This window comes from Conyzicola sp. (genome assembly GCF_057073975.1).
Window position 1 is genome coordinate 1 of sequence record NZ_JBXMIS010000068.1, and the last position, 23,144, is coordinate 23,144.

General features: G+C 65.2%; 27 protein-coding genes and 1 pseudogene. 13 read left to right on the plus strand and 15 right to left on the minus strand.

The features are described 5' to 3' along the window. Both AC14A7_RS06155 and AC14A7_RS06160 read right to left on the minus strand, forming a co-directional pair. Window positions 1-725: tyrosine-type recombinase/integrase (locus AC14A7_RS06155; RefSeq protein ID WP_484007258.1), on the minus strand; the 725-nt coding region annotated here is incomplete at its 3' end. Then, window positions 722-2,785: an MMPL family transporter gene (locus tag AC14A7_RS06160; protein ID WP_484007260.1), complete on the minus strand. Its 2,064-nt coding sequence runs from the start codon at window positions 2,783-2,785 to the stop codon at window positions 722-724. The genes AC14A7_RS06160 and AC14A7_RS06155, both read right to left, overlap by 4 nt. A gap of 61 nt (window positions 2,786-2,846) precedes the next feature. Between AC14A7_RS06160 and AC14A7_RS06165 the strand changes: the two genes are divergently transcribed. After that, window positions 2,847-3,311, plus strand: coding sequence for a MarR family winged helix-turn-helix transcriptional regulator (locus AC14A7_RS06165; RefSeq protein ID WP_484007262.1), 465 nt, complete (start codon window positions 2,847-2,849; stop codon window positions 3,309-3,311). On the opposite strand, the gene AC14A7_RS06170 is transcribed toward AC14A7_RS06165, so the two are convergent. Then, complete coding sequence (locus AC14A7_RS06170) at window positions 3,308-4,240, minus strand: phosphodiesterase (protein ID WP_484007263.1); 933 nt, start codon at window positions 4,238-4,240, stop codon at window positions 3,308-3,310. The genes AC14A7_RS06165 and AC14A7_RS06170 overlap by 4 nt on opposite strands. 88 nt (window positions 4,241-4,328) lie before the next feature. On the opposite strand from AC14A7_RS06170, the gene AC14A7_RS06175 reads away from it, so the two are divergent. Continuing rightward, window positions 4,329-5,024, plus strand: a complete 696-nt coding sequence (locus AC14A7_RS06175; RefSeq protein WP_484007265.1) for an SOS response-associated peptidase — start codon at window positions 4,329-4,331, stop codon at window positions 5,022-5,024. Between the two features lie 85 nt (window positions 5,025-5,109). Further along, window positions 5,110-5,649, plus strand: coding sequence for a GNAT family N-acetyltransferase (locus AC14A7_RS06180; RefSeq protein ID WP_484007267.1), 540 nt, complete (start codon window positions 5,110-5,112; stop codon window positions 5,647-5,649). 10 nt (window positions 5,650-5,659) lie between these two features. On the opposite strand, the gene AC14A7_RS06185 is transcribed toward AC14A7_RS06180, so the two are convergent. Beyond that, on the minus strand, window positions 5,660-5,938 hold the full coding sequence (locus tag AC14A7_RS06185; RefSeq protein WP_484007268.1) for a DprA-like winged helix domain-containing protein: 279 nt from the start codon (window positions 5,936-5,938) through the stop codon (window positions 5,660-5,662). Window positions 5,939-6,104: 166 nt separating this feature from the next. On the opposite strand from AC14A7_RS06185, the pseudogene AC14A7_RS06190 reads away from it, so the two are divergent. The 5 genes and pseudogenes from AC14A7_RS06190 to AC14A7_RS06210 form a co-directional block, all read left to right on the plus strand. Next, window positions 6,105-6,467 (plus strand): annotated as a pseudogene (locus tag AC14A7_RS06190) (site-specific integrase); the annotation flags it as partial. A 141-nt stretch (window positions 6,468-6,608) separates the two neighbouring features. Next, window positions 6,609-7,256, plus strand: coding sequence for a tyrosine-type recombinase/integrase (locus AC14A7_RS06195; RefSeq protein WP_484007296.1), 648 nt, complete (start codon window positions 6,609-6,611; stop codon window positions 7,254-7,256). Window positions 7,257-7,708: 452 nt separating this feature from the next. After that, a complete protein-coding gene (locus tag AC14A7_RS06200; RefSeq protein WP_484007269.1) occupies window positions 7,709-9,715 on the plus strand; it encodes a tyrosine-type recombinase/integrase in 2,007 nt (668 codons plus the stop codon). Further along, complete coding sequence (locus AC14A7_RS06205) at window positions 9,712-10,293, plus strand: hypothetical protein (RefSeq protein ID WP_484007270.1); 582 nt, start codon at window positions 9,712-9,714, stop codon at window positions 10,291-10,293. Before AC14A7_RS06200 ends, AC14A7_RS06205 begins: the two co-directional genes overlap by 4 nt. Before the next feature lie 134 nt (window positions 10,294-10,427). Beyond that, window positions 10,428-11,738 carry a hypothetical protein gene (locus tag AC14A7_RS06210; protein ID WP_484007271.1) on the plus strand — a complete coding sequence of 437 codons (1,311 nt, stop codon included), beginning with the start codon at window positions 10,428-10,430 and terminating at the stop codon, window positions 11,736-11,738. A 118-nt stretch (window positions 11,739-11,856) separates the two neighbouring features. Here the strand turns inward: AC14A7_RS06210 and AC14A7_RS06215 are convergent, their stop codons facing one another. Beyond that, a complete protein-coding gene (locus tag AC14A7_RS06215) occupies window positions 11,857-12,150 on the minus strand; it encodes a hypothetical protein (RefSeq protein ID WP_484007273.1) in 294 nt (97 codons plus the stop codon). A 75-nt stretch (window positions 12,151-12,225) separates the two neighbouring features. Beyond that, complete coding sequence (locus tag AC14A7_RS06220; protein WP_484007274.1) at window positions 12,226-12,504, minus strand: helix-turn-helix domain-containing protein; 279 nt, start codon at window positions 12,502-12,504, stop codon at window positions 12,226-12,228. A gap of 226 nt (window positions 12,505-12,730) precedes the next feature. Here AC14A7_RS06220 and AC14A7_RS06225 point away from each other — a divergent pair, with 226 nt between their 5' ends. The 4 genes from AC14A7_RS06225 to AC14A7_RS06240 all read left to right on the plus strand — a co-directional run bounded on the left by AC14A7_RS06225 (window position 12,731) and on the right by AC14A7_RS06240 (window position 15,398). Continuing rightward, window positions 12,731-13,156: a hypothetical protein gene (locus AC14A7_RS06225; RefSeq protein WP_484007275.1), complete on the plus strand. Its 426-nt coding sequence runs from the start codon at window positions 12,731-12,733 to the stop codon at window positions 13,154-13,156. A 153-nt stretch (window positions 13,157-13,309) separates the two neighbouring features. Further along, window positions 13,310-14,221 (plus strand): hypothetical protein, encoded by a 912-nt coding sequence (locus AC14A7_RS06230; protein WP_484007276.1) that lies wholly within the window; start codon window positions 13,310-13,312, stop codon window positions 14,219-14,221. A gap of 189 nt (window positions 14,222-14,410) precedes the next feature. After that, a complete protein-coding gene (locus AC14A7_RS06235; RefSeq protein ID WP_484007278.1) occupies window positions 14,411-14,920 on the plus strand; it encodes a hypothetical protein in 510 nt (169 codons plus the stop codon). Then, on the plus strand, window positions 14,913-15,398 hold the full coding sequence (locus tag AC14A7_RS06240; RefSeq protein ID WP_484007279.1) for a hypothetical protein: 486 nt from the start codon (window positions 14,913-14,915) through the stop codon (window positions 15,396-15,398). The genes AC14A7_RS06235 and AC14A7_RS06240 overlap by 8 nt, the downstream gene beginning before the upstream one ends. A 319-nt stretch (window positions 15,399-15,717) precedes the next feature. On the opposite strand, the gene AC14A7_RS06245 is transcribed toward AC14A7_RS06240, so the two are convergent. The 6 genes from AC14A7_RS06245 to AC14A7_RS06270 all read right to left on the minus strand — a co-directional run bounded on the left by AC14A7_RS06245 (window position 15,718) and on the right by AC14A7_RS06270 (window position 20,800). After that, window positions 15,718-16,182 carry a hypothetical protein gene (locus tag AC14A7_RS06245; RefSeq protein WP_484007281.1) on the minus strand — a complete coding sequence of 155 codons (465 nt, stop codon included), beginning with the start codon at window positions 16,180-16,182 and terminating at the stop codon, window positions 15,718-15,720. Beyond that, window positions 16,179-16,775 (minus strand): hypothetical protein, encoded by a 597-nt coding sequence (locus AC14A7_RS06250; RefSeq protein ID WP_484007282.1) that lies wholly within the window; start codon window positions 16,773-16,775, stop codon window positions 16,179-16,181. Before AC14A7_RS06250 ends, AC14A7_RS06245 begins: the two co-directional genes overlap by 4 nt. 379 nt (window positions 16,776-17,154) lie before the next feature. After that, entirely contained in the window at window positions 17,155-18,189 is a 1,035-nt protein-coding gene (dprA, locus tag AC14A7_RS06255; RefSeq protein WP_484007284.1) for a DNA-processing protein DprA, read from the minus strand. Further along, complete coding sequence (locus AC14A7_RS06260; protein WP_484007298.1) at window positions 18,186-19,721, minus strand: YifB family Mg chelatase-like AAA ATPase; 1,536 nt, start codon at window positions 19,719-19,721, stop codon at window positions 18,186-18,188. Before AC14A7_RS06260 ends, dprA begins: the two co-directional genes overlap by 4 nt. After that, on the minus strand, window positions 19,718-20,074 hold the full coding sequence (locus tag AC14A7_RS06265; RefSeq protein ID WP_484007286.1) for a YraN family protein: 357 nt from the start codon (window positions 20,072-20,074) through the stop codon (window positions 19,718-19,720). The genes AC14A7_RS06260 and AC14A7_RS06265 overlap by 4 nt, the downstream gene beginning before the upstream one ends. Before the next feature lie 141 nt (window positions 20,075-20,215). Continuing rightward, window positions 20,216-20,800: a PadR family transcriptional regulator gene (locus AC14A7_RS06270; RefSeq protein ID WP_484007288.1), complete on the minus strand. Its 585-nt coding sequence runs from the start codon at window positions 20,798-20,800 to the stop codon at window positions 20,216-20,218. Window positions 20,801-20,926: 126 nt separating this feature from the next. On the opposite strand from AC14A7_RS06270, the gene AC14A7_RS06275 reads away from it, so the two are divergent. Then, window positions 20,927-21,283: an HNH endonuclease gene (locus tag AC14A7_RS06275; RefSeq protein ID WP_484007289.1), complete on the plus strand. Its 357-nt coding sequence runs from the start codon at window positions 20,927-20,929 to the stop codon at window positions 21,281-21,283. 125 nt (window positions 21,284-21,408) lie between these two features. Here the strand turns inward: AC14A7_RS06275 and AC14A7_RS06280 are convergent, their stop codons facing one another. The 3 genes from AC14A7_RS06280 to AC14A7_RS06290 form a co-directional block, all read right to left on the minus strand. After that, window positions 21,409-22,191, minus strand: a complete 783-nt coding sequence (locus AC14A7_RS06280) for a sulfite exporter TauE/SafE family protein (protein WP_484007291.1) — start codon at window positions 22,189-22,191, stop codon at window positions 21,409-21,411. Then, window positions 22,188-22,511 (minus strand): DUF2469 family protein, encoded by a 324-nt coding sequence (locus AC14A7_RS06285; RefSeq protein ID WP_484007293.1) that lies wholly within the window; start codon window positions 22,509-22,511, stop codon window positions 22,188-22,190. Before AC14A7_RS06285 ends, AC14A7_RS06280 begins: the two co-directional genes overlap by 4 nt. A gap of 12 nt (window positions 22,512-22,523) precedes the next feature. Further along, on the minus strand, window positions 22,524-23,144 hold a 621-nt coding region (locus AC14A7_RS06290; RefSeq protein WP_484007294.1), incomplete at its 5' end, for a ribonuclease HII.

Below are 23,144 nucleotides of genomic sequence, written 5' to 3' on the forward strand. Positions count from 1 at the left end.
GGGCCGGACGCCCCGCTTCCGGGTAGCTCGTTGAGCATCCGGGCGACCACCTCGTAGATCGACCGCGTCGCAACACGTGCGCCACGGGTGTTGAGGAAGAGCGCCGTCGTCGTGGCAGACGGCCTTACCTCGAGATAGGCAACCACCGCACGTCTGGCCGGGTTGCCGAAGGGCACCACCCGCTGCTTCGAGCCCTTGCCGAGCACGCGCGCGGTCTGGCGCTCGAGGTCGACACTGTCGAGGTCGAGCCCCGCCACCTCGCTGACGCGCAGCGCCGCACCGTACAGCAGCTCGACGATCGCTAGGTCGCGCACCGCCACGACGTCACCGGTCTGCGCAGCGATGGTGAGGGAGGAGAAGATGCCGTCCATCTGCTCGCGCGAGAGAACGCGCGGGAGGTGCTTGTCGGGGCGGGGCGATTTGAGGCGCGCGGCGGCATCCGTGTCGGTGATGGCCGTGCGGGCCAGCCACGCCGTGAAAGCCCGGGCCGAGGCGGAGCGCCGGGCGAGCGTCGACTTGGCGAGCCCGTCGGTCGAGGACTGCCACAGCCAGTCGCGCAGCAGGTCGAGGTCGATCGCGGCGACCTCGGTGATGCCCCGCGATTCTGCGAAGGCGGCGAGCGCCGCGAGGTCGGAGACATACGACCGCACGGTGTTCGCGCTGAAGCCGCGCTCGCCCGCGAGATGGCGGGAGAACGCGGCGACCTGCAGCTCGAGTGGGCTCACCCCTCTATGGTCGCGCCTTCGACGTGCTTCGGCGTGTGAACGCGCGAGGGCCACCAGAACTTCTCGCCGGCGAGGAACGCCAGCGCTGGCACGATCACGGTGCGAACGAGGAGGGTGTCGAGCAGCACGCCGATGCACACGATGATGCCGATCTGGGTGAGCGTGATGAGCGGAAGCACCCCGAGCACCGCAAACACCGCAGCGAGCAGGATGCCGGCGCTCGTGATCACCCCGCCGGTCGCCGACAGGGCGCGCACCATGCCATCGCGCGTGCCGTGCTCGACGGCCTCCTCGCGAGCCCTGGTGACGAGGAAGATGTTGTAGTCGACGCCGAGGGCCACGAGGAACAGGAAGCTGAACAGCACGACGTTGGTGTCGACGGCGGGGAATCCGAAGACCGCCTGGAACAGCAGCCAGCTGAGGCCGAGGCTCGCGAAGAACGAGGCGACAACCGTGAGCAGCAGCAGCAGCGGGGCGACGAGCGCCCGCAGCAGCAGCACGAGCACGAGGAACACGAGCGCGAGGATGAGCGGGATCACGAGATCCTGGTCGTGTTCCTGCGCGGCCTGGACGTCGAGGGCCTGCGCGTCGAGCCCGCCGACGAGGGCGTCCTCGTCGTGCACCGCATCGCGCAGGGCGGTGATGGTGGCGAATGCCTCCGGGGTCTCTGCCGCCGAGTCGAGGGTGACGACGAGCTGGGTGAACTCGCCGGTGCTCTCGCCGGGGCGCACCGCATCCACGCCGTCCACGTCCTCCACGAGCGAGGTGACGTCGTCGACGCTGTCGTCGGGAGCCATGACGATGGCCGGGGAGCCACTGCCGGCGGGGAACGCGTCGGCGATGATCTCCTGTCCGGTGACGGCCTCCGGCTTCGCGGTGAACTTCTCGGTCTGCGAGAGGCCGACCTGCAGCTGGGTGACGCCGAGAGCGAGTCCGCCGAGCAGGAGGGCCCCCGCGATGACGACGAGAAGAGGGCGACGGGAGACGCCGCGGCCCAGTCGCGCCCAGATGCCGGTCGAGGCGGGGTTGGCGGTGCCGAAGCGCGGAACGATCGGCCAGAAGAGCCCGCGGCCGAAGAGCACGAGCGCGGCGGGAAGCACGACGAGGGCGAAGAGCATGGCGATGACGATTCCGACCGCACACGCGATGCCGAGTGCGCGGTTGCCCGCGAGCTCGGCGAACAGCAGGGTCAGCAGGCTGAGGGTCACGGTGCTGCCGCTGGCGATGATCGCCGGGCCGGCGCCTCGAAGCGCACGCGCCATGGCATCCCGTCGGTCCTCGTGCGTGCGCAGCTCGTCGCGGTACCGCGCAATGAGGAGGAGGGCGTAGTTCGTGCCGGCACCGAAGACGAGCACAGAGAGGATTCCGGTGACGCTCGCGTCGAGCGCGATGCCAGCGAGTGCTGCCACCCGGGTTGCGACGATGCTCGCGAGGCCGTCGGCGAGACCGACCACGATGAGCGGCACGAGCCACAGCCACGGGCTGCGGTAGGTGATGAGCAGCAGCACCGCGACGACGACCACGGTGACGAGCAGGAGCGTGAAGTCGGCACCCTTGAACACGGCGGCGATGTCGACGGCGAAGCCCTCCGGCCCGGTGAGCAGGGCCGTGAGCCCGTCGGGCAGGTCGGCGTTGGCGGTCTCGCGCAGCTCTGCGGCGCGGTCGGCCTGGTCGGAGACCTCCTCGACCGTCTCGAGCGGCACAGCGAGCAGGGCGGTCGTACCGTCGTCGGAGATCGTGGCCGGCGGCACGAAGCCGTCGGGGGTGAAGTCGGCGAGCGCGGGGCCGACCTCGTTGACGGCGGCGATGTCGTCCTCGGTGAGGTCGGCGCCATCCCGGCTGAAGACGAGCAGTGCGCTCGTCTGGTCGGCGTCAGGCAGCTCCTCCTGCAGCGCGGCCACCTTCGCCGACTCCGCGCTCTCTGGCAGCCCGACACCGGGCGAGGTCTCTGCGTCAGAGCCGGAGCCGAGGGCGAAGATCGCGCCAGCGGCCAGGAAGGCGACGACGAGCACGATCCAGGAGGTGCGCCGTGCGGTGATGAACCGGGTGAGTCTCTGCATGAGTCCGCTCTTTGTTAGACCTTCTAATTAGATAATCTAATGATACTGGTACACTGAGCCAATGCAAGTCAACCGCGCTCCCCACGATGCGACGGTGCTGCTTCGCGACATCCGCGAGCTGTCCGCCGCCTTCGAGGCGCACCTTGGCGAGGCGCTGTCGGTGAACCCAACCGATCTCTCCGCGATGGAGCACCTCATTCAGGACGGCCCGCTCACCCCGACCGATCTCGCCGCACGTGTCGGCGTCACGACCGCAGCGATGACGACCAGCATCGACCGCCTGACGGCCCTCGGACACGCCACGCGCGTTCCCAACCCCGCCGACCGCCGCGGAGTGCTCGTCGTGCCGACACCGGAGTCGACGCAGCGCGCGATGGCATCGATCCTGCCGATGGTCTCCGGCATCGACCGCGTGCTCGACGACTTCGATGACGAGCAGCGCATCGTCATCACCGACTACCTCCGCCGCGTCATCGAGGCCTACCGGCAGCACCTGCCCCTCGAGCGCCAGCGCACGACCCGCTAGTCGCTCGCCGAGGCCTCCGCGGCATTGAATGTCGACGCCTTCTTCGAGAAGACGTCGAGGCGCTGGTCGAAGGTCATCGCCTCGATCTGCGCGATGGCTTCGCGGGAAAAACCGCTGATCTCCGGCTCGTCGCCGAGCGGCACGATCGAGTGAACGATCGCGTGCTCGTAGACGTGCACCATGGTGAGGGCCTGGTTGGCGTTGACCCCGGCGAGCAGGCGGTCCTGGGCGGTGAGGTCGAGCGTGTAGCAGGTGGCGGCCGCGACGCTCACGGGAATGCCGGCGAAGGTGCCATGGCTCGAGTAGTGCAGGTGGCCGGCGAGGATCGCGCGCACGTCGGAGCCCTCGAGCACCGCGGCGAGGCGGTCCTGGCCGTGCAGCTCGAGTATGTCCATCGCCCAGAGCAGCGGCGTCGGCAGCGGCGGGTGGTGAACGGCGAGCAGCGTTCCGTGCTCGGCGGGGGTGGAGAGGATGCCGGCGAGCCACTCCAGCTGGGCGTCCGTGATCGCGCCGTGGTGGTATCCGGGAACCGTGGTGTCGAAGGAGATGATGCGCAGCCCGTTGACGTCGTAGACCCGGTCTTGCGGCTCGAGGCTCGGCTCGATGTCGAACAGCAGGCTCGAGTACTCGGGGCGCTCGTCGTGGTTGCCCATGACCCAGATGAGCTGCGCGCCCATTCGCTCAGCGGCCGGCTCGACGATCGCGCGAAGGCGGTTGTAGGCATCCGGCTCGCCGAGGTCGGCGAGGTCGCCCGTGAACACGAGCGCCTGCGGCGGGCTCGCGAGGTTCTCTAGCTGCTGGAGGGCCTGACGGAGGTTGGCCTCGTTCTCGACGACGCCGTAGAGCTTGCGACCCTCGCCGAGGAAGTGCGTGTCGCTGATGTGCGCGATCACGTGCGACGGCGGGGCGTACTGGCCGAGTTGGATCATGCGCCCATGGTATCCCCGCAACAGTATGTAGTGTCTTGCCGATTCGGGTGCCAGTCGGGTGCCGGTGGCCCGCTGTACGCTGCTGCACATGTGCGGACGATTCGCTGTCGACAGCGAGGTCAACGATCTGATCGAGGAGTTCGTCGCCACCGGCGGCAACCCCAACGACTGGCGGCCGAGCTTCAACATCCGCCCGACAGAGCAGGTGCCGGTCGTGATCGAGTCGCAGAAGACCGGCACACTCGAGCGCCGCCTCGAGCTGGCTCGCTGGTCGCTCGTTCCCGGCTGGTCGAAGGAGCTCAAGTCGAAGTTCCCCACCTTCAACGCGAGAAGCGAGGATGCCGCCAGCAAGGCATCCTTCAAGGCGTCGGTCGTCTCGAAGCGGGCCCTCATTCCCGCCACCGGCTACTACGAGTGGAAGACCGTCGGCGGCACCAAGACGCCGTACTTCATCCATGGGTCCTCTCTTCTCGCCCTCGCCGGGCTCTACTCGTGGTGGCGCAACCCGGCTCTCGCCGACGACGACCCGCAGCGCTGGGTGCTCTCGACCACCATCCTCACGATGCCGTCGGTGCCAGCGCTCGCCGAGATCCACGACCGCAACCCGGTGCCGCTGCCGCGCGACTTCTGGGACGAGTGGCTCTCCCCCGGCATCGACGGCGACCAGTACCTCGTCGATGCGGCGGTGGCGCTGGCGGTGCCGGTGGCATCCGGTCTCACCTTCCACGAGGTGGCGCCGCTGAAGAACGACGTGAATGACGCGTCGCTCATCGCCGCGGTGTGAGCTGACACGCCGTGTGCCCCTTTCGGGGTTCGGCACATCTGCGCGACACTTGCCACACCTCTCCCCGCGACGTGAAGGTGGTTCGATGCCCTGGCAGCGCCATACCGACCGACTGATCCTCCGCCGATGGAAGCCAGAGGATCGCGCCCCGTTTGCCGAGCTCAACGCCGACCCGGAGGTCATGCGGTACTTCCCCACGGCGCTGACCCCGCCGGAGAGCGACGCCCTCGCCGACCGTGCGGATGCGATGTTCGAGCAGCACGGCCACGGCCTGTGGGCGGTGGAGCGGCGCGACACGGCAGAGTTCATCGGGTTCACCGGCCTCGCACCGATGCCGTCCGGGGTTCCCGGCGAGGGTGGGGTCGAAGTCGGCTGGCGCCTTCATCGTCGTCACTGGGGACACGGCTTCGCGTCGGAGGCCGCGCTCGCGAGCCTGCGTTTCGGGTTCGAGGAGCTCGGCCTCAGCCACGTCAACTCCATCACGGCGGTCTCGAACGACCGTTCCCGCTCGGTGATGGAGCGCATCGGCATGCGCCTCGCGGGCACTTTCGACCACCCGAGGCTCGCGGTCGACTCGCCACTACGGCCGCACGTGCGGTACTTCACGACGGCGGCGGCGGCGTAGGGGTACGCGCTCACGCCAGCGGCTTCTCCTTCTTGGGGGGCGGTGCCAGCATCCAGCCACGGTCCTTCTCGACGACGGCTCCCTCGAGCTCGAGCCGCCCGAGCAGCGCCTGCACTCCCCCGAGACTCAGCCCGGAGCGCTTGGCAAGGTCGGCTGCTGTGCGCGGCGAGCGGTCGCTGAGGGTGTCGCGAAGGCGCGACTCCTCGGAGTGGTGGGGCGAGGCACCCGCGTCGCGAAACATCGGAACGTCGATCGGGGCGAGCTCTGCCATCTCGTCGGCGTTCGTCACGCACACGGCGCCGTAGCTGCGGATGAGGCGGTGGCATCCCGCGGACGCCGCGCTCGTTATATGGGGTCATGCAAAGTTCGTCTCTCGCTGTCAATGACACCCAAGAGTTGCGCTGTTGCGGACATTTCACGCACCGGTGTCAGTCACAGGGGATAACTTGCAACGCATGACGAGCTCCGTACGGTTCGCTTTTCGCTGGGTGCGATCCTCGGCGGGGATTGACCTTGCGGTGATTTACGACCGCAAGTCTGGGGTCATCCATCCCGGGGCATGCGATTGGCTTCGATACTTAGTCGAATCAGGGGCTTCGCCAAACACTGTCCGTAACTATGGGGTGCGAATCGCTGGATTTCTAAGTTGGCTTCCGTCGCAGGCAGTGGACTGGACCAGAGTGAGGCCAACGACGCTAGTCCAGTGGAAGAACCATTTGCTGTCGACCCCGATTGGCGGCGGCAGCGGAAGCCTCAGACTGCGGACGCCGAGGACGGTGGGAGCGTGGCTTGTTGCCCTGGTCGAGTTTTATCGGTGGGCGGCTACTGAAGAACTAGTGCCCAAGGATCTGCTCGCGCAAATCACAGAGACCCAGTTCGTCTCGGCGGGACCAAGAGGAGGCGAACGCGGAAAACTCAGGACCGTCGCGACACGATCGCTCAGGATACGTGCGGCTGACATGGAGGCAGCACCGCCATGGATAAGCGACCCGGTAGACCGTCAGGCGGTGTTGGAACTGCCATTGCGGGCTCGGGACAGATTCTTGGTTGACCTTCTTTACTACACCGGATTGCGCGTAGGCGAAGCCCTCACCCTGTACAGGGAGAACCTTCATTTTCTGGCCGACAACGCGCCGCACGGTTGCCGCTTTAGAGGGCCTCACGTTCATGTTGTTCGCAATACTTCAACGAACGGTGCTCGAGCGAAGTCGTTGCGGACGGTTCCCGTGCCTGCCGAGCTTGCCCTCACGTACCAAGCGGCACAGACAGAACGTGCTCTTCTAGATGCCGAGAATCTCAGCCCGAACGTGTTTGTCGCTCTCGAGGGCCCGACATTGGGGCAAGCCCTGAGCTATGCAACCGTAGTCGACCTTTTTCGGCGCTGGTCGGTCAAGCTCGGTTTCTACCTTCGTCCGCATCTGCTTCGTCACACCAGGGCCACCATCTGGGTTCGCGGCATTGAAGGCGCTGCACTCGACTTGGACGTGGTGCGAGTCCTGCTTGGGCACCGGTCCATCGGATCCACGCTGGTCTACACACACGCCAGCGAGGAGTTACTTCGCTCATCGGTGGCCAACGCTCGTATCAAGGACGGGATCGAAGGATGAACGAAGCAACACGAAAGACACAAGCTCCACCGTCACCGGCCCAGGCGTCATGGTCTGACTTTCTGACGCGGGCCCTCACAAACGACTGGGCAGTCGGGAGCTGGGACGCCGAGTCGGGAATCTTAACTATCGACCCGTTTAGCGAACTGAACGACTTCAAGGCGTGCGCCCGCCCGGGTTGCGCTAATCCCGCCGCTCGAGTCAGGTATTGCCAGGGTTGCGTGAAAGCGGCAAGAAAAGCTGGACTGTCGGTAGACGAGTACGCGCGGATTCGCCCGAAGAATGACCCGATGGAGAAGCGATCCACCCGTGGCTACATGCGGTGCGCCGTCCATGACAGCTCCGGCACTCAGTGCGGTTGGGCGCAAACCGTCCGAGGACTCTGCTCAAGTCACTACCGCTCGTTCAGCGTACGGTGTCGAGAGCGGGGGGAGGAACGGGACGACGATGCGTTGGCGCGCTACATCGCGCGCCGGGAACTGAAGACCGTTTACCCGCCGGTGAAGTGCTCTGTGCTTTCCTGCGATCGTCTCCTTGCGGGTGTCACGAGGAGCGGCCTTTGCGCCTACCACGTCTCTGGATTCGCCGCAGCGCGTCGATCCGACAACTCGCTCACTGTCGAGCGTTTCGTGAACTCGGACCGCGTGCTGGAGCGTCATCAGCTGCTGTTGCATACCCTGCCGACGTCAATGCGCACCGAGTTTCTCTTCGTTTTACAGCAATACTCCGCCCGCGGATACGGTCGGATCTCCGTGAACAAGATTCGACCGTTTCTGGCCGACGCCAGCCACGACGACGACGACGATCTTCTTGCATGCTTCCGCGATCACGATCACGCGGAAAGACTGAAAGGCATCCGGACAATCGGCATCCTGCTGCTCGAGAAAGCAGGTCGGCGATTCGTCGCCAGTGACTGGCAACACCAGGACCTCATTTTTCTTCAGGACCTGCCTCTCCGGGAAACGCACGCGCATCGTAACCCGGATCTCACTGGCGTTCCCCTTGACGTTCGACAACTAACACAACCGTGGCTCGCCGCCGCATTCCGCGCCTGGCTGGCCACCACGCTGGAGCCCCGGTCGACTGTGCAGAAGTGCTTCGCCGCGTGTGTGGAAGCTTCCATGGTGCTCCGCTCCAAGCGAAGCGACGCAGGACGAGACGAGACGCGTCTTGGCTACGACGACATGGCAGCAATAACAGCCCGATTCGAGACTCGCTGGTCCAGCAAGTCGGGGCTATCCGTCCAGTCCAACTGGTGGGAGCTCTGCCGCATCGCTCGAAGGCTCGGGATCTGGAGACAGGTCCCAGAGAGCTTCGCTCAAAACTACGCTGCACAAAAGCGCATTGCCCGCCGCGGCCGAGCAGATCAAAAGGTGGAGAGTGACCGCGTCACACCTCCCGCAGTGATCTCCCACCTTCGTGCGCACACCGAGACGCTTCAAATCGGTCGCCATTCCGACATGTACCGGTGCGTGATGGAGCTTCTCATGGAAACGGGACGCCGGCCGGGCGAGATCGCATCGCTGAAAGTAGGCTGCCTGATTCAAGACAGGCACGGTGGATGGCTGCTCCGCTACACCGCTCACAAATCCACCGGAGCGCCCCGCGAACTCCCTGTAGAGACGCCCGTTGTCGATTCCATCCGACGGTGGGAGGCGGTCCGAGAGAAACTGGGCATCCGAGCCGACTATCTTTTCCCGACTGGGCGCCGACGGCTTCAGGACGAACGCATCCCTCACATCGGCGTGCCATACCTGAGCGACGTTCTGAAGAAATTCACGGCGACATTGCCCCCGGTGCCCGGGCCGTTGACCGACGCTGATGGAAACGCGATCGACTTCGACCTATCCAACTTAGAGCCCTACGATTTCCGGCGAGCCTACGCGCAGCGTCATGCCGACAACGGCACGGAACCAGACGCCTTGCGCCAACTCATGGACCACGCCTCGCTGAGCACCACCATGGTCTACTACCAGGTGAGCTCGAAACGTCGCAGGCAGGCTGTGAGCGCACTCGCGCCGTTGGCACAGAACCGCCACGGGCAACAGATCGGCGTAGGAAGCGGACGAGTCCTCCTCAAGATCACCCCCGTTCCCTATGGCGACTGTGCGGAGCCCGCTAACGTCGCGGCCGGCGGAACGGCTTGCCAGCTGCGCTACCAGTGCGCCGGTTGCGGTTTCTTCCGACCAAATCCGTCTCATATCCCTGAGATAGAGAAAGAGCTCCTCAAGCTGCGGTCTCAATTGCGGATCGCGGAGTCATCAGACACCGCCACATACCTCCTCGAAGCCCAACGGGGGCTCATCGCGGACTACGAGAAAATTCTCAAGAATATGCGTGCCCGACTCGAAGAGCTACCTGTCGAACTGCGTCGGGAAATTGAAACGATGTCGGAGGTGATGCGACGGGCCAGAAGCGCGTCACTAGCCGGCAAAAGCATCGAATTGAGAGAGATATGAGCGACACAGCCAATCCCGGCAAGGGCAATGCCGAGGCTCTGCAACGCGCCCGCGCGGCCGCGTCGGCGGGTAAGTACCGCGACGTGGTAGCTGCGCTCGCCCGCGCAAGCAAAATCGGGCAGGCCCTGACCGTTTCGACACTCGCGGCCTCAGCCGGCGTCAGCCGTCAGTTCCTCTACAGCCAACCTGACCTCCTCGAGGGCCTCCGCCGTCACACCGAACGACACCCTGGCAACGACTCGCGGGGGCTGGGGCTAAGTCGTGCGGCGGACATTGCAAACGCCAACGCCGTCATCAAGAAGCTGAGAGACGAGATCCGGGATCTCAATCAAAAGCTCGATGCGGGACTTGCCGCCCAGATCGAACTCCGAGACGAGAAGCGCCTTCGCCAGCTATATCAACAGCGAGGGCTAGACCTGGATCGCGCAATAGCGGAGATCGCAGACCTGAACCGCACCGTCGCGGAGCTGCGGGAGACAACCCGCAGCCTCGAGGATGACCTGGCGATCGAACGCACCGCGCTTCGAACTGCCACGGGGCAAACCGAGAACGTCACGGACATCCGCTTCCGCAAGTAACACGGCGATCGCCAGCAAGAAATGGTGCTTCGCATTGGTATGTCGCAATCATTGCGTGGGCACATTGAACGAGTATCGGCTCCGCGAACTAGCGATTTGGACTATTGGTCCGAGGTTGCTGGAAGACTCAGCGTGTGGCCCTACCAATCGACTCCGACCGCCCGCTACGCGGCTACCTCAAGCTCGTCGAACTGGTCGACGCCATCACACACGCCGCGGCCGACGACGAGTCCCACGCCGTGGAATGGAAGTCCCAGTTGGATCTCGGGAGTCTCGCCGGGCACTTTGCGGTGGCTCGGACCATCCTCGGTATGGCGAATCGACCGGTGGGCCTAGCTTCTACCTTGTTCGAGGGCGTTGGTTATCTCGTGGTGGGAGCGTCAGCCCAGGGACTCGTCGACATCCCCGCAGTCGACTCCGCTCACCTATATCAGGGGATCGAGCGCTACACCGGCCGAGACGGGCCATTCTGGTCTCAATCATCAGTACTGATCGACGGCAAGAACGTTGTCGTCTTCATGGTCGAGCCGCCTCGAGCGGGTGATCGGCTGCACACGTTGGCGAAGGAGTTCACGCCGGAGGGCAAGACGGCCGTGCCTGCCGGGACCATATTCGTTCGCAAGAACGGCCTAACCCGGTCGGCCGATCCCGCCGACGTCCGCGAGCTTGAGAGACGACTCCTTGCCGGCACCCAGGACCCTGCACCAGACGGAGCTGTGAGCTGGGCCGGCACCCCACGCAACGTGGTTCTCATTGATGACGGCGACGCCGCGACCGCCCAGTGGATTTCTGCCGAGCGAGCCCACTGGATGGCAAGTCTCAAATCGATTCCAATCTCGATGCTCGCGAACCTCGGAATCGGCGACAGGCGAACGCCCAGCCAGTATCGCGCGGAGGTCGAAAAGTACTTGGCAATGTGTCAAACGCGGCTCGCCGGCGCGTGCCGTGATTCCCTCATAAAAGAGCTCGAGAAGAACCCGTGGGTGCTGCGATTCGAGAACACTGGTGAGGACGTGATGACTGGCGTACGGGTGCAGATCCGGTTGCCGGACGGGATCGAGTCATATGACGGACCAAGTCATGAGCCGCTGCCGCATCCGCCAGTCCCCCTCGGCGAGGACTTAGCGCAATATCCCTCCATTGGGCTGCCACGTTTAGATGGCATGGCCGCCAGGCTGGCCACCAACCTTAACGTCGCCGTCCAGCGCGACGAGTCCGGGTGGATTGTGCGCTACGATCTCGGCGACGTCCACCCGCATGAGGTTATCGACGCGGACCCGGTTCTCTTCGTGGGCCGTTGGGGGTCGGGCCTTGCGAACTCCGTCGAGTTGAAGGCCGTGATTACGGCCGGCAACCGCCGATCGATCAAGAATGCGGCGCTGGAGCTCAGCGTCGTCAATGACGAGGCGATGGGCGCGATGGAGCTCGTAGGGCATTTCGGCTGATTAGCTTCGCTGTCGTCGTTTCTTTCGCGACATGACGTCGGCTGGTTGAACGAGTGGAGTCCCTGGCGGGAGCGTCGAGCGCGGCGCGTCGAACAGTTCCGAGCGCTGGTCCCGTCGTTCACCAATACTCGGCAGGATCCAGGCCGAAACGGGAGGCGATATCGCTCAATGGGACTGCGGGTCCAGCTGCCATTCCTTGCCTAACCAGCTCCGAGATTGCCGCTTCTTGAGCGACATCGCTCTCGAGGTCCTCTCGGTCGTCGGATGACACGACCTCAAGGTTAAGTCGCTCCATCGAAGGTCCAGATAGTTGCATGGGCATCGGTTCCGTCGAAAGCCACAACTCATCGCCGGCCAACTCGACCGCCTCGCCGACGCTGTCGTCTCCGAAAAGGGGCGTGACGTTACTCATCCGCCGATGATGGCATATCGGCCAAATGGGTCGTAGTCGTTGTCCACAGATCGTTGGCTGGCGAGCGTATGCCTGTCACGGCGCGACGGTTGGCACCCACCGAGGAAGGATCTCAGCAATAGGGACGCTTAGCGCCCCAGCGATGGCGGCGACTGTTCGCAGGTGGGGGTTGGCCGGGTCGCCTGGGCGCGACTCGCCCTTCTCAAACTTCTGATACGTGTATCGGCTTAGGCCCGCAGCGTATGCAAGCTCTTCCTGACTAATCCCCCGTGCAGTCCGCAGCTTGTGAAGGTTGTGTCCCATCTCACGAGCAAAACGGCGCCATTCGTCGTTCGAGAGAACTGTGCGCGCCATCTCTCAAACTTGGACGGGATGCCGCTCATATATGGCCTAGCGCGTATGGCATAATTTGAGCGGCATACGAATCATCCCAAACACTTCCCGGGGCGTCACTGACCTCTGGACCGCACGTGTCGCCGTCGTGGATCAACTCCCCTGACAATGCGGAACGGTGATATCAGTGCCAAGCAACGCCTCGACTCGCGGCCACCCGTATGACGTGAGGTCCTTGCCCCCAGGAATGCAGTCACTTCTCGACTCGCTGGCCGAGGATCCCGACTTCGGGCTCAAAGTAGCAATCGCGATTGCCCGATTCCGGAAGCGCCATGGCTATGGCCCCACGTTTCAGGAACTGTTCGATCAAGTGATCGATGTCGGCGGCATTGATTGGGTTGCGGACAAGAATGTGACTTTCTCATTTCGCCACCACTTAGCGGTGCACTGGAAGCGTCAGGGCTGGATTCGCTGGACACGCTCGCCTCGATCGTTGGCCACTGGTGCCAGGTTCCGGATGGCGTCCGCCTCGTATGTACGGTCTCGACGCTCGGCACAACGAACCAACCCACTTGCCGCGGTCCCCGATGGTCGGGGTGCGCGCAATCCGCTTGGGCCTATGGCCACTTCGGCTGACAAACAACCCGGCGACGCGACCACCGGCACTTACTAGCCGCGACCGACGTCGATCTCGACCGGCTCGAGGCCTGAACGGAGGCGCTCCTTCTACTGGCGCTCAACAGCACCTGCACTGTCGCCGGATAAGGATCCGAGCCTTGGATTCTTTGACGTGTGCGGCGACGGTGTTTGGAACTATGGTGCATTCGTGGAATCCAACATAGAAACGGGCCGAGTGATCGTCGACCGCGAAACGTCGGGCTCCTGGGTGCAGGTCGCGCAGGCTTCGCGAATCTTGCTGGAGGTGCTGGATGGAACTCCGTCGGTCACGGACAGCTCTCCGCTCGGCGTTACCAGAGAGTACTTCCCCGATGAGCCTGTCGACACGTGGTGCCGGTCGTACCTCTCGGCGGCGCTCGAACACCTCGTCATGTGGGCTGACTTCGTCGCACCGCTCAAGTTGCATCCCGAGGCAGAGCTTCATCACACGCAGCGCCCCGCTCAGACCTTGGCGCGCGCAGCGCTGGAATCCGCCTCGCAGGCTGTCTGGATTCTCGCGTCAGACAACCCGAGAGAGATGGCGCGCCGGCACGTCGCTCTCGTACTGGCCGATCTCGATGAGCAGAGGAAAGCGGCCTTAGACCCAGCGGTGAAGCTGGAGTTGAAGCTGAAGCGCCAGACCTTTTTGGACGTGCTAGCTGACGCGAACGTGGAGGTGCGCGCGCCAACTTACTTGTCCATGGTGACGTTCGCGGCTGCACAGCTTCGTAGCGAAGTCTCATCGAGCGAGCTCGGCGATGCAGCACACGTAGAAAGGCTGTGGCGTGCATCGGCCGGCTCGGCGCACGGCAAGATGTGGCCGTCGATCGAGCTTCGCGTGACTATTGACCTCGACGGCAAGAGCTATTCATTCCCGGACGCCTCCGCGATGTCAGCGATCCTGGTGCTCGCCAAAGAAGTCACCTCATATGGGGTTGGTCTTTACGTCGAGCGAGCCGGACACGGGACCTTACTGGACCGGCGACTGAGACAGGCGGCGGCTTCTCTTTATGCCCGGATCCCGAAGATTCCTGGTGCTGCTGCGGTGCTACCGGAGCCGCCAACTCAACAGATCAGGTAGATCCGGGGGCCCTCTTGCGCTTAATGTGTGACGACGAGAGCGACGGAGGGCTTCAGCGGAGCCGGTCGAGTCTTGAGCACTGTGAGTGCGGCGATACCCGTTGGAAGTGCCCCGAAGGGCAGCTGTCCGCAGCGGCAAATTGGGGTTCGCGTTGCCGTTGGAGCCCTCGCCTAGCGACATAATGAGTCCATGAGCGACACCAAGTACCCCGTGGTGCGCTTCAGAAAATGGCAGCTTGTCATTGGGCCGCGGTTTTGGGTGGCGTTGGCCATCTGCGCCGCGATCATACTGATCGGCTTTCTGAGCAGTCCCAAGAACCCGGGCGTCGGAATTCTCGTCGCGATGGGAACCATCCTTGGGACAGTCTTGGGAGTGTTGCTGCAGGTTGCCCCGGTGCCAACGGATCACTCCCAGAGGGCAGCGGGCGCACTCCGCGGCCTCTCCAGCGTGCGCGACGCGATTGACGATACGAGCACAATGGTCGACCATCTTGCCGTTTCGACTAAAGAGCAACGCACCCGCACTGGGCTTGTTGGCGTTCAGCAAAACCTCATCCGCTCGATGGACGAGGTAGAGAACGCGATGTTCGACTGGGATTCGCTTGCACCCGGCTCGTTGGAGGGGCTCGCAGAGGATCGCGCGAAGGGGCGGCGCGTCCTCGCAAAGCTCTCGAAAGAACTGGAGGAGAAACGTGAGTAACGAAGTAGCAATCAACAGCAGTGCTATCACCGGACAAGTTGCCGAGATTGTCAGCGACCAGGAAGTGATCCTAAATCGCGGCAGCGAGCACGGCATCAAGGAAGGCGACTACTTCGCGATCCTTGACGCGAAGGCCAGCAGCGTGCGCGATCCTGAGACGGGAGAACCGCTCGGCGGTATCCGCAAGGTGAAGATCGTCGTTCGTGCAACAGATGTCGCACCGAAACTGACGCTTGCCCGCACCTTTCGGACAAGACGCGTAAACGTGGGAGGCAACGGGACTGGTGGGCTTTCCACAATCCTTGGCCTTTACAGCGAAGCGCCCAAGTGGGTTGACGAGATCGAGACCTTTACGTTGGAGCCCAACGGCCCTAGGCCGATTGCCGACGAGGAAAGCCTTGTCGCTATTGGTGACCCATTTGAGCGACTCAACTACGAGCGCGCGGAGGCAAGCGCGTCCGTGGTCGTGGAGGAGTAACTAGCCTCTGCCACAAGCTCCTCGAATGCTTCATCGAGAGAGCGCACTCGGGAAATACGGCAGCCCGTCGGGGTCGATGGTTGCATTCGGAATTCACGCGATCAGTGCGGGGTCGTATGCCTGTAATCTCCCCGGTGCCCGGGTGAACAAGAGCCTCGGGTTCGCCAAGTTCATCGTGGGTAGTCTCGAGGACGGCTCCACGCTAAGTGTCAGCTGCTGGCCCGTCCGGCTCGACGAAGCGTAGCGCGCGGTCGGAAGGATGCCTAGTCGATGTTTCTACGGCCGGTGATAACGTACTCGGCGCCCGCGCCTGTGCGCGTCATTCCTCGCTGCTGGCCGGATCGAAGGCGATTTGCCCTCGCTGATAGACGGGCATTACTAAGGGAGTTCCAAATACACGTTGAGATAGCGACCAGACGGATTCGCGAACATACGGGAGTAGCGCCATCACCGCGACGTTGTTCGCAAAATCTAGGAGAACGCTGCCCGGCAATTCGACTGGGACGGCTGCTTCATAGTTAGCAGCTAAATCGACCTCGATGACGCCCTTGTCGCCACTCAGAGTGAGAGCAAGACGAACTCCGATTTCCCGACCCTGATGGAACGTCTTCAGGCCGAACTTCGGTTCGAGGTCTCCAAGCTCGGAATCGTCGACGTCGTGCTCGGTATTTAGCTCTGCGCCAACCTTGTAGAAGGTGATGCCTAACAAATCGACCGTGACGTCTTGCAGAAGCTCAGCCGCTGAGGTTACTTGGCGGGCTGGTTCCTCGGCGGCGTCGGTCATGCCAACGACTTCCACCCCGTGCGGGTGACGAGCGTTGTGGCTCGCGCAAAGGGCAATGCGGCACTCGGCTTCGCTGTGCGCAACCAACCCTCGCTGGAGCGATCGCGATTCTGCGCGAATGCGCCATTGAACGCTTCAATTACATCTGTTGGTAGCGGCTCGAAGCTATAGAGCTCGTCAACGATGATCGAGTTTGTCCGGAGCCACACAAAGATGTCTGACCATGCCCAAAAACGCGATGCACCCACCGAGGTATAGTGCGCTGGAAAGTTACTTCGTCGAGCACCTGTGCTCCACAACCGCACGGTCTCGCGGCTGCTCGAGATGCGCTCGGCGACGTCGGTAAGACCCACGAGGTCGAGATCGATGCGCTGAATTCGGACGCCGATCTTGTTTAGATCTTCGTAGGAGCGCATGACTGAGTCGCTGGCCGAGATCGAGTCGCACTCGACGTCAAGAGTGATGACACCGCCACTGCGGCCCGCGACTATGTCGTATGGGAGGTACTCGAGTGCGGCATTCTGCTCCGAGTCGTCGAGGTCGAATCCATCGACGACGAGCGTGTAACCGTACATGTTGTCCCCAACTTTCATGTGCAGGTCTCTACCATAGTTGGCAATTGCCAACACTGTCACCAATGAGTCCGCGTTGGTCGGCAACCATGCGGGCAACGCCTAGCCTTTGCCCAGATTTTCCGCGCGGTGTTTAGCCCCGTACCGTTGACGTTGATGCGGCAGCCATCACGTGAGCGTTCCGCGCACAGCAAGAACCCGACCGGGTGCGCGTGCCCACCTTTGGTCCCCTGGTACGTCCACTCAAAATCGGACTGGAGCGCGTCGATGCACTGCTTCGCATCGCTGCCGCTTGGCAAGCCGCCCAAGTAAAACCACCGTTTCGTCGACCCCCATCCTATTGATCTGAGGGGAAGTTCGTTTCGGTAGCGTCGGTCAGTCGGGAACGCACTTGCACGGTTCAACAGCTCTCAACCCAGCGCGGGGAAAGCTCCGCGATTGGCGCGCGCAGCGTGTGCTCGGGCGAGTGGCTGACATCGTTGACACGCGAGCTGCTTGATAATCCGGGCAAAGAGCTTGACACCACCCAGATAACGCTCGTGATCGGGCCGGGCACAGCCCCGAGTGGACGACCCAGCTGCACGGCGTGTCCCGCCGTGTTGAGCGACCCGGATCGCCAGCCGGCCTCGAGCACGACCGTGGCCTGGCTCATCGCCGCGATGAGCCGGTTGCGCTGAAGAAAGCGCCACTTGGTGGGCGGCACGCCGCACGGCACCTCCGACACCACCGCTCCGGTCTCGACGATGCGGGTGAGGAGGGCGTCGTGGCCGCTCGGGTAGAAACGGTCGACTCCCCCGGCCAGCACCGCGACCGTCATGCCCTTGGATGCGAGCGCGGCTCGATGCGCCATGCCGTCGATTCCGTAGGCGGCACCCGACACGATCGCGTAGCCACGGTCGACGAGCCCGGCGGATGCCTCCATCGTGACGTGCTCTCCGTAACCCGTGGCCGCGCGGGCACCGACGAGCGCAATGCTGCGGTCGAGGTGGGCGAGAGCAGGAAGCTGGCCGCGCACCCACAAGGCCAGCGGCGTATGGGCTCCGAGGTCGTTGACTCCCGCGGGCCACTGCTCCGCCGTGGGAGTGAGCAGCTGCACGCGGAAGCGGGCGGCCTGGGTCAGCGCACGTCGCACATCGGGCAGCTGGAGCCGCGGCATCCACCGCTCCAGAGCCTGGGTGAGCTCGCCGACGAGGCGCTCGTCTACCTCGTTGTCGAGCATGCGGGCAGCGAGCTCTGCGGCGGGGACGCGGGTGATGAGCGCCGTGAGCGCGGCTGCCGCACCCAGTGTCGCGACGAGCACTCCCGCGACCCGGTCGCCGGGCTCGGCAATGCAGGTCAAGGCGGCGCGGGCGAAGACGTCGGCGGGGTCGCCGTCGGACACCGCCGCGGCGAGTGCGGCCACCTCGGTCTGGTCGATTCCGAATAGCTGGGTCATGAGCTGATGGCCTTTCGTAGGTACAGGGCCCGGCCGATGTGCTCTGCGGTTGGTGTTGGGGAGGCGTCGAGGTCGGCCAGGGTCCAGCCGACGCGCAGCACGCGGTCGTAGCCGCGCATGGTGATGCCGCCGCGCTCGAGGGCGCGGTCGATGCTCGCGGTCACGGCGGTCGGCAGCCGAGCGGCGGCGCCGCGCAGCCAGGCGCCGGGAACGTGCGAGTTGAGCGTCCACGGGGTGGCGGCGAGCCGGGCCGCGGCGCGCGATCGAGCGGCGACCACTCGGGAACGCGCCTCGGCGCTCGTGAGGCGTGGGGCGTCCGTCGACACCCGCAGCTGAGCGGAGGTGATGCGCTGCACGCGCAGCTGGATGTCGATGCGGTCGAGCAGTGGGCCGGAGATGCGGGCGAGGTAGCGGCGGCGGTTGAACGGCGTGCAGGTGCACTCAGAGTCACGCGCGCCCGACTGCCCGCACGGGCACGGGTTGGCTGCCATGACGAGTTGGAACGAGCCGGGAAAGTGCGCGACCGCGTTGGCCCGGTGGATGCTGATCACTCCAGACTCGAGCGGCTGCCGCAGGGCGTCGAGCACGGCCGATGGGAACTCCGGCGCCTCGTCGAGGAAGAGCACGCCGTGTGCCGCGCGGGCCGCGGCGCCGGGACGGATGAGCCCGCTGCCGCCGCCGACGAGCGCGGCCGAGGACGAGTTGTGGTGCGGCGCCTCGAACGGCGGCCGGGTCGAGAGCGACGAGCCGACCGGCAATCCCGACAGCGAGCGCACCGAGCTGACCTCGAGAGCGTGCTCTGCAGACAGCTCCGGCAGCAGCCCGGGCAGTCGGGCCGCGAGCATCGTCTTGCCCGCGCCGGGCGGGCCGAGGAGAAAGACGTGGTGCCCGCCGGCCGCGGCGACCAGCATGGCCTCGATCGCGTCCTCGTTGCCGATGACGTCAGCGAGGTCGAGGCCATCGTCGTCGGGAGTCGAGAGGGCGGGGCGCAGGATTGGCTCCACGGGCTCGGGCTCGGCCTCCGACCCGTGCCAGATGGCGGCGTCTCGAAGCGAGGCGACGCCGACGACGCGCACGCCGGGAACCAGCGCCGCCTCATCCGCGTTGCCGGTTGGCACCATGACCGTCTCGAATCCGGCGCGGTGCGCCGCGAGCACCGCGGGGAGGACGCCCGTGATGGGGCGCAGCCGCCCATCCAGCCCCAGTTCGCCGAGGTGGAGAACGTGGTCGATCGACTCGGCAGACACCTCGCCAGAGGCCGCGAGCACCGCGACAGCGATGCCGAGGTCGAAGCCGGAACCGTGCTTCGGCAGCGCCGCGGGCGACAGGTTGATGGTGACCTTGTGGTGTGGCAGGTCGAAACCCGCGTTGGAGATGGCCGCGCGCACGCGGTCTTTCGCCTCGCCGAGGGCGGCGTCGGGCAGCCCGATGAGCACGAAGGCAGGCAACTGCGACGAGATATCGGCCTCGATCTCGACGACGGCCCCGTGCATGCCGAGCAGCGAAACGGAGTGGGTGCGACCGATCATCAGAACACCCGGCGGAGGTGCTCGATGGTCACGCCAGACCCGCGCGGGGCGATCACCGCGACAGCATCGATGCGGATGCCGGCGGAGGCCCCCGGATGCGCCTCACACCACGCGCCGGCGAGCCGCCGCAATCGCGCGAGCTTCGCCACCGTGATGGACTCGAGCGGATGCCCGTACCCGAGCCCCGCGCGTGTCTTCACCTCGACGAAGACGGTCTCGCTGCCCTCGCGCGCGACGATGTCGATCTCGCCAAGCGCGCAGCGCCAGTTGCGCTCCACGATCTCGAGACCGAGGCCGCTGAGGTAGTCGGCGGCGAGGTCTTCACCGCGTCGGCCGAGGGTGTCTTTGGCTGCCATGCGTCGATAGTGGCGGCGCCTCGAGGGCGAGAGGCACGGCATCCGGTCATCTGTGTGTAGCGGTGCGACGCAACCCGCACTGGACGAGCAGAGACCTGAGCTCCCCCATCAGCCGGGGGAGCTCAGGTCTCTTAGTAGTGCTTAGTCGGCGAGGATGCCGTACAGCGTGCGGCGGGCCTGGTCGATTGCCTCGACCGCCTTGGCACGCTGCTCGTCGGTGGCCGCGAAGCGGAACTGGTGAACGACACCCATGAACTTCTGGATGCTCGCGCCGAGCTCTGCCTCGGCCGAGGCATCCTGCTCCGTGGCGTTCCAGAGGCGCTCGAGCTCGTCCGCGTGCTCCGTCGCGTAGGCGGTGCCGGCGTCGGTGAGCTGGAATTCGGTGCGGCGGCCCTCGCCGACCGTCTCGATGAGCTCCTCGTCGACGAGCTGCTGCAGCGTCGGGTAGACCGAGCCGGGGCTCGGGGTCCAGGTGCCGGCGGACTTCGTGGCGATCGCCTTGATGAGGCCGTATCCATTGGATGGACCCTCGGCCAGCAGCGACAGGATCGCGTGGCGAACGTCGCCGCGGCGCTTGCGCTGGGGCCCCGGCGGCATGAAGCCGCGGGGACCGAAGCCGCCGAAGCCGGGCGCGTGCCCTGGGCCGAAGGCGCGATCGCGCGGGCCGCCGTTGTGGCGCATGAAGGGGTGGTCGTGGTGGTCGGTGTGGTGTGTGTGGTCGCGCATGGGCGCATCCTTTCGTTGTGTCTTATTCAGACCGTATGTGATGTAGTAACGATATATCGCTAATGTTCACTTTGTCAATGGGCGTTTCACCGAGCTGACACCTCGATCGATGGATAGCGTTGGCGCATGGTCGTCAGCCAGAGCCGCCGCGCACGGGCCGCGCGCCGTCGCGTCGCCCGCGTGCGCAAGGCCGACAACGACCTCACGCCGGCCGAGTGGCTCGCGATCATGGAGGCATGGGCGTGCTGCGCCTACTGCGGCGACGTCGAGAAGGCCCTGCAACGCGATTGCGTGCTGCCGATCTCCCGCGGCGGGCGCTACACGCTAGAGAACGTCGTGCCGGCGTGCGGCTCGTGCAACGCGAGCAAGAGCAACGACGAGGTCACGAGCTGGCTTCGGCGCAAGAAGCTCGACGAGCGGGGGTTCCTGCTGCGCTGGCGCGAGGTGGTCGTGAGTCTGACTACTCCGCCCGAGCCCGCCTAGCCCAACCTGCCAAATGAAGGCCAGTACGAGGCGCTCCCCCGGCACCGAAGCCACCTGGTCACCGAATCCAGCCTCGTGGCCTTCATTTGGCATGGTGACGCGCGGGGTGGGGCACGGACGGCGAACTACGGGCGCGCCCGCAGGGTTCGAACCGTCAGCTGGATAGCGATACCGACGAGGAACACCGCGAACAGGATGGCGGCGGCGCGAGCTGGCAGCGATAGCGCGATGGTCGCCCCGAGGATCGACGCGACCGCGGCCGCGCATCCGACGATGAGCCCGGTTCGCACCTCGACGAGGCCGGCCCGCTGGTTCGAGATCGTGCCGGAGATCGTCGTGGGCACCATGACGAGCAGCGACGTGCCCTTGGCGATGAGGTCGCTGATGCCGAAGATCGCCACGAGCGCCGGCACCGCGATGACGCCGCCGCCGACGCCGAGCAGCCCGGAGGCCATGCCCATGACGAGGCCGAGCAGCAGGTAGGCGACCACGAGCAGCGCGGTCAGCGGCAGCGGCTCCCCCCGCTCTGGCTCGAGGAAGACCATGCGGATGGCGACGCCGACGAGCAGTGCGATGAACGCCCAACGCAGCCACACTACCGGGATGCGCCGCAGCAGCGCCGTGCCGATGAACGCCCCGCCGATCGCTCCGACCGCCACGATGCCCGCAGCGACGTAGTCGATCTCCCCGTGGATCGCATAGGTGACCGACCCCGAGATCGCCGTCGGCAGGATCGCCAGCAGCGACGTGGCCGCAGCGCGCCGCTGGTCGAGCCCCGCGAAGGCCATGAGCAGCGGAACGAGGATGATGCCTCCACCGACCCCGAACATGCCACTGAGCAGGCCGCCGGCCACACCGATGAGCGCGAGCACGATAACGCGCGGGCGCCCGCTGCTAGAGGGCGTCACTCGTCGAGAGCGAGTTCCTTGGGAAGCTCCAGCTCTTTCGAGCTCAGCTCCTCGACGTTGACGTCTTTGAAGGTGAGCACGCGCACCGACTTAACGAAACGGTCGGCGCGATAGACGTCCCACACCCACACGTCGTTCATGGTGAGCTCGAAGTAGAAGTCGTGCTCTGTGTCCTGGCGAACCAGCTCGACCTCGTTCGCGAGGTAGAAGCGGCGCTCGGTCTCGACGACGTAGCGGAACTGGCCGACCACGTCGCGGTACTCCTTGTACAGCGCCAGCTCGACCTCGCGGTCGTAGTCCTCGAACTCGTCGTCATCCATGCTGCTGCAATCCTAGACCGCTGCCTTGAGCCACGTGCGGCGGTGGTGATCCGTCGCTCCGAGGCGCGCGATCGCCTCGTAGTGGGCGGCAGAGCCATAGCCCTTGTTGCCTGACCATCCGTAGCCGGGTGTCGCGGCATCCGCGTCGATCATCAGCCGGTCGCGGTGCACCTTGGCAACGACGGATGCCGCGGCGACACTCGAGCAGTCCTGGTCGGCCTTGACCCTGGTCTGCACCCGCGGCGGACTGCTCAGCGCCGGGGTCAGCCAGTCGTGGCTGCCGTCGAGCAGCACGACGCTCTGGCTGATCGATGCACCGAGCTCGTGCAGGCTCACGAGCGCCCGCTTGCCCGCGAGGCCGAGGGCCGCGATGATGCCGACCCGGTCGACCTCCTCCGCCGAGGCGAGTCCGACGGCCGTGAACAGGGCCCACCGAGCGGCGAGCGGGGCGAGCTCCTCCCGGCGCTTCTCTGCGAGCATCTTCGAGTCGCGCAGCCCGAGCGGGTGCGCGCCGATGTCGGCGTGCACCACCGCGAGACCAACGGCGACCGGGCCCGCGATCGCACCACGGCCGACCTCGTCGGCGCCGATCACGAACCGCGCTCCACTGGAGTGGGGGGGGTGCCTCCCCCC